This is a genomic window from Enterobacter cloacae complex sp. GYL001 (assembly GCF_049237125.1).
GTDB classification, from domain to species: domain Bacteria; phylum Pseudomonadota; class Gammaproteobacteria; order Enterobacterales; family Enterobacteriaceae; genus Enterobacter; species Enterobacter hormaechei_C.
Map to the genome: position 1 here is coordinate 1 of NZ_JBMKGW010000038.1, position 7,124 is coordinate 7,124.

Consider the following 7,124-nt stretch of genomic DNA (forward strand, 5'->3'; position numbering starts at 1 on the left):
CACGACTTCAAGGCGCTTTTCGAAGGGGTATTTTGGCTTTGACATATCAGGGACTATTCCATTTCATCGTCCAACAAAATGGGTGCAGTACAGGTTAATTGAAAAATTACTCGGGGCTTTCTGCTTTTACCACAGTCAAACAGTGTTACCGCTGGCTGGGGCAAAAGCCTCCAGCACCAGCGTTATTATACCACCCTGCCCTGATCAGCCAAACACCCCGCCTACATAAATTACTGATTTTTCATTTATTTGACATGATTCACTTCCGGTTGTCGGCGAAAGTCATTTTATACTAAAGAAAAGGGTAACGGGCAGCTGCTGGGTCGGAACATACAGTGCAGTTCCTGCCCGTTTAATTTCCGGATGCAATGGTAGGATCAGGAGGCACTGCTTCCGTTGATTAGGGAAATCTTATGTGCCTGAATACGGCTGTATTCGAGATGGGATGCAATATTACAGATGCGCTCCAGTCGATCATGCAGCCTCGTGTAGGTCAGTCGATGAATACCGGACATTTCATCAAGTAGCCAGCGCTTGATGTAAGGGTTACAGGAAAGCCGGGCAAGATCGTCGTCATCCACTTCGTCAAAGAACCAGTACTGCTCCATCGGGACTACCTGAAATATCCACGGCCGGGGATAGTCCCCTGTGACAACCAAAAACCATGCAAGAAAGCATAGACACAGCTCAACGACCATAAGCATCGAAAATTGCGAATAACTTAGACCGGGCACATAGGGTGAACTATCCGCAACATACCCCCTGAGCAATTCCGCCACAAGGTAGCCCAATAGCGTCAAGGCCAGCATCAGGGTCAGGATTAATCCCCCATTAAACGCTACCGAAGCCTTTTGAACCCGATCAGGTGCTGTCCGGCTGCGATAGTTGGTCACTACTCTTTCTACAAGTGCCCTTATGGCAGCCTGTTCTTTACTGACATCAGCTCCGGAAAAACCGGACGGGCTTTTATTTAATTCAGTCATACCCCACTCCTGTTATGTGCTCTACTTAACAAACACGTAGATCATACAGAGCTCACGGACGCACTCCTGCCAGATAAAGGAGGGAATTTGGCTGTAAGACGGTTAGCCAACAGTTCAGGTTATGCGTGGGATCCGCCCAGTCAGAAAGGATTCCGTTAATAACAGGCAAGGTTAAAGGCAGATGGACGGTGAAATTGTGGGTGCTAAAAGGGGGTATTACTCTTTTTCCTGCATAGCGGTTTTTTCAGCCCGGGTGGCCAGACGAACATTTCCGAAAGGCTCACGGACAAGCAGTGGCTTCTCCTTCTTCCAGCCCCTGATAGCCGTTTCTCCAAACCGACGTGGTGCATTGCCGTTCCAGCGAGCAATCACATGGTTATCATGAATTTCAATAATGACAACGGGGTGGACAATGACCGTTGAAATGGTGGTATTTCCCATTTTGGTACGGGTTACAGACCAAACCTGCATCCCGGATTCCAGCTGGCTGATTTTCATATTATATCCTTAAGCCATCACGAACTGCGCCACAAACAATTAATGTGGCGCAATTTACCATAAACAATAAACATCAGATACCCGTGAAAAGATTTCCCTTTATTTTAAAATTCTTCTGGAGAAAAAATGATATTTCCAGAAGAGGTCAGCGAAATTCAGAAACGGCCATCACAATGGTGCTGCGCTGACGCTGGCGTTCTGCCTTGCGCTGCCTGCGGCGATAGATCTGTTTTGCGCTGACGTAAGGGCAGTCCTCACGGGTATACCAGCAGCAGCCGCAAGGTTCGGGCCGGGGTTTTCCGGCAAGTCCAAATGGTTTCATCAAGTCACCTTTTTAATGTTTTTAATGGAAAGATACTTACCTAACCCATTGTTTTATAGGAAATAACGTTGTTGCATAAACAGATACAGATAACCCTCAGGAGAAAACATGCAAAGGTTATCAGTGATAACCGCGTCCAGATACCGAGTGTCAGTCTGTAAACGTTTTATCACCAGAAAATGTGCTGCCGCAGCCTTAATGCCAGAACTACCGTTTACAACATTATGTATACCCGCTTTGAATAACGAACGAGCATGAATTACCTTTTCCCGGGCCGCTTCGATCTCAGCATTAATAACGCATTGCCGCGCCTGGATGACTGCCTCTCCGGTTAAATCGCGGAAATTCATTAGAGATGTGATCATGATTGACTCTCCAGATTATGTGGAATCATTATAACAACTGGCACCACGCCACAAATAACCTGAGATAAATTCTTTGAAATATTCCTATATATAAGGAATTACAGTCGGAAAAGAAACAATGAAATAGCGCCGACCGCTTAAAATCGATAAATTAAAATGGACGGCACTGGAATGAAAAACTGAAAGTAGTAAGACCGTAATTATCCTTCACGGATGTAAGCTTTAAAAGAGGAGTACTGGCAAAGCTTTGCCAAGTACTTCGGCGGTTGTGTCTACGATTTTACGGATGTCATCGATCTGCGAAGGCTTATTCAACACCACCGTAAAAAGCTCTCCTTCGTTATCAGCCTGCTCGCAGTTTCCGTATCGGCTCCCGTCGTACAGCTGCACAATACGTGACATAGAAGACTTTGTTTGTTTCATGGCTTTGCACCTGCTTTTAGGCAGTTTGGTTACTGGTTATCAGAAGCTGGTTTCATGCGCTTCCGGCTGGGACACGAACTGGTATTTGACGCCGCCAGGCACACCTACTGCTTCGGCAATAGAGTCGCAAAGCCGCGATAAATCATTTAGTGTCATCGGATATTCAATATCTACTGAATATAAAGCACCTGCATTTTCAGCATCTTCGATGTTTTTATACTGGGCACTAAATATAGCAATGGTCTGAATTTCGTGGTTATGCATGAACCGGTCCTTATTAAATTATAAAAGCCACCCGAGAGTGGCCTGAGTGGAAACTTAAATCTGTGAAGTATATTTGAGAGATTTTTTGCGATCCAGATGCCGGGCAACAATGGTTCCGATAACAAGTAGCGTGATGACCGCACTGAAGAAGGTGCTGTCAGGGACGCCCTGGAAAAAATCACTGAAACTGTAAACAATAAAAATCAATGCGCAAAAATAGAAAACGATACGAACATAAGGGGTAAAAAACATTTTCATCGGTTGCCTTCCATTCAGGGAGAATTCTCAGTAATTACATCACACCTGAAGAGAAACTATTTTCGTATAAATGAGCATTTTCGACATATCAGAGGGGGGTTTTACTCATAAATGAGGTAGTAAGGGTCACACTTGAGATGAAAGTTACTTTCCTGGCTGCGAACGAACTATCTCAAATGTTAGAGGTGTGCGTTCGCCTTAAGAGCTTCATGCCCTGAGGAGCTCAACTTGAGCCGATAGTATAAACCTGGCTCCAGATGCCTTACTGGCTGGCATAACTCCACGAGGCCCAGCCGGAACAGGACCGGAGAGCTCCTGCACGTCACATCATCAGGATTCCCCATAAACGTACGCCGTTCTCTGGCCCGTCTGAAATTGCCAGAGATATCATAGATCGTGCCGGATGCCATCCGTCTTAACACGTAAATCTGCGCCCTTGTAAGCTTCTGGGCGGAACTGCTTAAACCTGACATACCTTCCCGGCCTTATATAAAACAATCCGCCAGCAGCTCGACTGGCGGACAATGTTTGACTGGAAACAGCAAGGACATACTATTTGCTGACAAGTTTGATATTGGTTTCACTCATTCGAAGTCGAAACTCCTGAAAACCCTGCTCTACCGCTAACTCCAGCCACTCAACGGGAATGGTATAGCTACAATCAGACCCACCCAAAGCGGCATCACAAGCGTAATCCCAGTCCTCATCCAGTTTTGGATTCATCCCCTGGGCGTAAGCCACAGTATCGCGGGATGCGGGAGAGCCCTCAAGCTCAGCATTAGTGATCAGGTATACACCATGACTGTGCGCGAGAAGCACTTTTGGCACCAGATGTGTGCTGGCAATTTTTGAGGATGAGGGAAAGAAAACCCTACCAGCTTTACGCGCCTCTTCTTCAGTCTGTCCCTCAGCGTTAAGGAGGGCTCCCCCCGGATAGCATGCCGGGTCATAGATCTGATCTGGGGTGACCGAAAACGTTTTTGCGGTGCGAATTTCTTCGATCAGTTTATTGATATCTGCCATTTCAAATACGAGAGTGGTCACAGGCTTACTCTCCCTCTTCAGTGGACAACATCAGATACTTTGTTGCCAGCAGAAGCTCTCCCACATCCTTGAGGGACAATTCAGCTTTGCCTTCTACGGCAAGCTGCAAGCGCTGTCGAATTGCATGAACAGAATCTGAAGATAAAGATGCCATTTTGCGCAAAACGGCATTAGCCTTTTCTACAGCAGGATACAGAATTTCTGAGTTGGTATTATCTTCGTCATTATCAAAGATAATTTCAGAATCCATATTGATGTTATCTTCAAGCCAGCTTGAAAGCACTTCAAGTAATGACATCACCTTTTCAATTTGCATATCGCCTCCTCTGTTAACATGAAACAAATATAACAAAGTGGCTTACCCGGCTAATAACCTGAGCAGAAAGTTTTCGAACTTAGTTTGAAAACAAGTTTTCTGCTCAGGTTAATGTTAAAGTCGCTGGGTAAAAGATAAAAGGCACTGAAGATGATTTAAGCATCAAACAGACTAAATAGGATTCCGTCTTTTATAACGCTTTTAAAATAGAATGAATGAAATATAAATTTTGCGTTTAAGAATGAACGCTGTAGAGGATGATTTATCCTGTGATATGCAGTTTGTGGCCTTTAAAAAGGCTTTATTATGGACTTGAATTGCAAAGAGAGCACCGACATTTTTCTGGGGGCTCCCGCAGAGAAAAAGCTGTGAGGTTATGAAGACGTATAGGAGGTATTCGGCGAAATACTGTATGGCCACAGGAGAGCTTCAGCACCCATATCCTGCCGCCTCGCTCGCCTGTGGTGATTTCAATATGTTCTACGTCATACCACGTAGTTGTATTTCTCACTTTGTTTATGCTTCCTGACACCGCGTGAACGCAATCTTCGTCTGGATGCGTTCATAGATGGAAAACTGCCTTTCAATGGAATCGGCATTAGACAGTAATTCATGAAGCTCAGCAGAATCTGTATCAGGAACGATAGCGACAGAAACTCCATATTTACGCCCAGTTCTGATCAGGTGCGCAAGTTTTTCCTTCTCTGATTCTGTGAGCATTGCCAGATCCCTTCCGGATACCTGCTCGATAAATGGACCAAGGTTTTTCGGAAAAAAGGGTTCGGCATCAGAATTATGTACCGGGAGCGTTTGCGGCTTATCGAAGCTATTGGACATGAAAAGAACCTTTATAGTTAGAGAGGTGGAGACTGAATGCGTAGCCCATTAAAATTAGTAGTGCCACACTCGAATGCTAATCATACTTTATGATGGCTATGGTAGGAATGGCCGTCAACTTAAACCGCCAGAAGCGAGCCATTCACCGTTAAAGTAACTTTCCCGTATGATGTTCTTTTTATGGAATGAGTTGTTCACACTCCTCTTTAAGAGCCGCCCTGGAACGAGATCGACAGACTTTGCTTAATGAAGAGCGTAATTGATGTTCATCAACCCCATCAGCGACAAACTGACCAATTTTCTTTTCAAGACGCTGCATTGCCTCATAAAGCTTGGCATCAGTATTATTTTTAAGAAACCTCAGTATATAATCAGCAATAATTTGAACAGGAGTAAAGTTACACATCATGTATCCTTAATAAGTTGTGTAAAAATAAAACCATAAAAAACATAATCAGAAGTAGATTATTATACTTGAGTAAGCTTTTCAGCTAACAAGCTGGAGAAGCAGATTCCGGTAAATTACTACATATTTGATAAAAGTTACTGAATAAAAAAGCCCAGCGTACCGGGCTTTCATTCAATTTGATTCTAAGAATCTGACTCGCCGCCTGATTTTTATACCAAGAAGAGCGAACAAAACGCCAACGAATGCGACGGGACTACCTACTTTAAGACAATTAACCGACGCTTTTGAAAAGGTATGTGATTTAGACATACGTTTTTGCTCATAACGAATCGCAAGTGGTGAGACGGATTTATCTAAAGCTGTCTTTTCCAATGCATAACGAACTTTCACGGGAATATTTGACTGTAATACACCAGACATATACGCCCTAACAACATTCTGTGTTAACTTCACATCTGGCTTGCCGAGTTTTATATGTAGTTGCGCCTTTAAATAGTTTACAGATACCTCTTCGCCTGAGGGCCAATTACTATCATTTAAATATGCGACAAGTTTATCGTATTTTTCATGTTTTACATATTTCTTGATAACCTTTACAGTCGAAGCTGAAGTGGCATCAGTCTCTTCCGAACCTAAAGCAGATGTAAAAACTGACAAGCCGATAAGAAAAGCGCCAGCAATTAGAAGCATCGGGAATATCTCACCTATTTCCTCCCCCTTTAAAATTTTAAAGGCAGTTGAAGAAACTACTAATAGCCCCATAATCCCTAATAGCAACTTAGAATATGTAGTTAGGAAGCCTCCAAATGCATCGCCAAAATCCGAAACCACTAACTTATCTTCACCTTCAGATGAATTGAAGAATGACAAGGGCACATCAATATCAAAGTCCAGAACTGAAGGTGAGAGGTGTAATGACAGCAACCACAAGCAAAGACCAAAAATCATTATCAGCAGGCCCGCACCAAATATCGCGAAACCTGAATTTCTAATCTTTATAGACCGGTGAAAAAGAAATGACAGTTCACGGGAAAAATCGTCACTACTCTTAAGGTTACGCACCATGATCTACCCCTTTTTGTGTCAGTCGGGTGCGCAAATTCTCACGCATGGCAAGAACCTGTTTTTCTGTTTCCCTGAGCTTAATAGCCCCTTCTCTCTGGATTTTAACAACATCGCCAACCGTCTGGATAAGCGTATCCTGCACCTCTTTAAGGGTGCTTATATCAATAACCAGCCGTTGGTTTGCTTTCATAGTTTCTACTGCATTGCGATGCAGTAATTTTGCATTACTACGGAGTAACTCATTGTGGCACTGTTGCAAATAGTCGGTGGTGATAAACTTATCATCCCCTTTTGCTGATGGAGCTGCACATGAACCCATTCAAAGGCCGGCATTTTCAGC

At 43.9% G+C, this 7,124-nt stretch carries 14 protein-coding genes; 1 reads left to right on the top strand and 13 read right to left on the bottom strand.

The annotated features are described in order from the left end of the window. Positions 1 to 229, top strand: a 229-nt coding sequence (locus tag ACOTWU_RS24735) for a hypothetical protein (protein WP_208558592.1), incomplete at its 5' end; no start/stop codon positions are given. Positions 230 to 377: 148 nt separating this feature from the next. On the opposite strand, the gene ACOTWU_RS24740 is transcribed toward ACOTWU_RS24735, so the two are convergent. From ACOTWU_RS24740 to ACOTWU_RS24800, 13 genes are all read right to left on the bottom strand, one after another. Next, the gene (locus ACOTWU_RS24740; protein ID WP_000137794.1) at positions 378 to 983 is read right to left on the bottom strand and encodes a hypothetical protein; all 606 of its coding nucleotides are present in this window, start codon (positions 981 to 983) and stop codon (positions 378 to 380) included. Positions 984 to 1,199: 216 nt separating this feature from the next. Next, positions 1,200 to 1,481 (bottom strand): hypothetical protein, encoded by a 282-nt coding sequence (locus ACOTWU_RS24745; RefSeq protein WP_000703842.1) that lies wholly within the window; start codon positions 1,479 to 1,481, stop codon positions 1,200 to 1,202. A gap of 145 nt (positions 1,482 to 1,626) precedes the next feature. Then, positions 1,627 to 1,803: a hypothetical protein gene (locus ACOTWU_RS24750; RefSeq protein ID WP_000802040.1), complete on the bottom strand. Its 177-nt coding sequence runs from the start codon at positions 1,801 to 1,803 to the stop codon at positions 1,627 to 1,629. A gap of 53 nt (positions 1,804 to 1,856) precedes the next feature. Continuing rightward, positions 1,857 to 2,168, bottom strand: coding sequence for a hypothetical protein (locus tag ACOTWU_RS24755; RefSeq protein ID WP_000633161.1), 312 nt, complete (start codon positions 2,166 to 2,168; stop codon positions 1,857 to 1,859). Positions 2,169 to 2,390: 222 nt separating this feature from the next. Further along, positions 2,391 to 2,591 carry a hypothetical protein gene (locus tag ACOTWU_RS24760; RefSeq protein ID WP_000814953.1) on the bottom strand — a complete coding sequence of 67 codons (201 nt, stop codon included), beginning with the start codon at positions 2,589 to 2,591 and terminating at the stop codon, positions 2,391 to 2,393. A gap of 39 nt (positions 2,592 to 2,630) precedes the next feature. After that, complete coding sequence (locus ACOTWU_RS24765) at positions 2,631 to 2,855, bottom strand: hypothetical protein (protein WP_000551490.1); 225 nt, start codon at positions 2,853 to 2,855, stop codon at positions 2,631 to 2,633. Positions 2,856 to 2,909: 54 nt separating this feature from the next. Continuing rightward, entirely contained in the window at positions 2,910 to 3,113 is a 204-nt protein-coding gene (locus ACOTWU_RS24770; protein WP_000781547.1) for a hypothetical protein, read from the bottom strand. A gap of 552 nt (positions 3,114 to 3,665) precedes the next feature. After that, a complete protein-coding gene (locus ACOTWU_RS24775) occupies positions 3,666 to 4,157 on the bottom strand; it encodes a DUF3085 domain-containing protein (protein WP_001371932.1) in 492 nt (163 codons plus the stop codon). A 4-nt stretch (positions 4,158 to 4,161) separates the two neighbouring features. After that, a complete protein-coding gene (locus ACOTWU_RS24780; protein ID WP_001165367.1) occupies positions 4,162 to 4,473 on the bottom strand; it encodes a DUF957 domain-containing protein in 312 nt (103 codons plus the stop codon). Positions 4,474 to 4,989: 516 nt separating this feature from the next. Continuing rightward, positions 4,990 to 5,310: a hypothetical protein gene (locus tag ACOTWU_RS24785; RefSeq protein WP_000071366.1), complete on the bottom strand. Its 321-nt coding sequence runs from the start codon at positions 5,308 to 5,310 to the stop codon at positions 4,990 to 4,992. Between the two features lie 178 nt (positions 5,311 to 5,488). Then, positions 5,489 to 5,716, bottom strand: coding sequence for a hypothetical protein (locus ACOTWU_RS24790; RefSeq protein WP_000336109.1), 228 nt, complete (start codon positions 5,714 to 5,716; stop codon positions 5,489 to 5,491). 174 nt (positions 5,717 to 5,890) lie between these two features. Then, positions 5,891 to 6,784, bottom strand: a complete 894-nt coding sequence (locus ACOTWU_RS24795; RefSeq protein WP_000252081.1) for a hypothetical protein — start codon at positions 6,782 to 6,784, stop codon at positions 5,891 to 5,893. Further along, the gene (locus tag ACOTWU_RS24800; protein WP_004248813.1) at positions 6,774 to 7,103 is read right to left on the bottom strand and encodes a toxic anion resistance protein; all 330 of its coding nucleotides are present in this window, start codon (positions 7,101 to 7,103) and stop codon (positions 6,774 to 6,776) included. The genes ACOTWU_RS24795 and ACOTWU_RS24800 overlap by 11 nt, the downstream gene beginning before the upstream one ends. Between the last annotated feature and the right edge of the window lie 21 nt (positions 7,104 to 7,124).

What these genes read in the sequence shown, in the direction of transcription:
- ACOTWU_RS24795 (WP_000252081.1), bottom strand. Translation starts at nt 6,784, where the DNA reads ATGGTGCGTAACCTTAAGAGTAGTGACGATTTTTCCCGTGAACTGTCA.
- ACOTWU_RS24780 (WP_001165367.1), bottom strand. Translation starts at nt 4,473, where the DNA reads ATGCAAATTGAAAAGGTGATGTCATTACTTGAAGTGCTTTCAAGCTGG.
- ACOTWU_RS24800 (WP_004248813.1), bottom strand. Translation starts at nt 7,103, where the DNA reads ATGGGTTCATGTGCAGCTCCATCAGCAAAAGGGGATGATAAGTTTATC.
- ACOTWU_RS24790 (WP_000336109.1), bottom strand. Translation starts at nt 5,716, where the DNA reads ATGTGTAACTTTACTCCTGTTCAAATTATTGCTGATTATATACTGAGG.
- ACOTWU_RS24750 (WP_000802040.1), bottom strand. Translation starts at nt 1,803, where the DNA reads ATGAAACCATTTGGACTTGCCGGAAAACCCCGGCCCGAACCTTGCGGC.
- ACOTWU_RS24770 (WP_000781547.1), bottom strand. Translation starts at nt 3,113, where the DNA reads ATGAAAATGTTTTTTACCCCTTATGTTCGTATCGTTTTCTATTTTTGC.
- ACOTWU_RS24740 (WP_000137794.1), bottom strand. Translation starts at nt 983, where the DNA reads ATGACTGAATTAAATAAAAGCCCGTCCGGTTTTTCCGGAGCTGATGTC.
- ACOTWU_RS24755 (WP_000633161.1), bottom strand. Translation starts at nt 2,168, where the DNA reads ATGATCACATCTCTAATGAATTTCCGCGATTTAACCGGAGAGGCAGTC.
- ACOTWU_RS24745 (WP_000703842.1), bottom strand. Translation starts at nt 1,481, where the DNA reads ATGAAAATCAGCCAGCTGGAATCCGGGATGCAGGTTTGGTCTGTAACC.
- ACOTWU_RS24760 (WP_000814953.1), bottom strand. Translation starts at nt 2,591, where the DNA reads ATGAAACAAACAAAGTCTTCTATGTCACGTATTGTGCAGCTGTACGAC.
- ACOTWU_RS24785 (WP_000071366.1), bottom strand. Translation starts at nt 5,310, where the DNA reads ATGTCCAATAGCTTCGATAAGCCGCAAACGCTCCCGGTACATAATTCT.
- ACOTWU_RS24765 (WP_000551490.1), bottom strand. Translation starts at nt 2,855, where the DNA reads ATGCATAACCACGAAATTCAGACCATTGCTATATTTAGTGCCCAGTAT.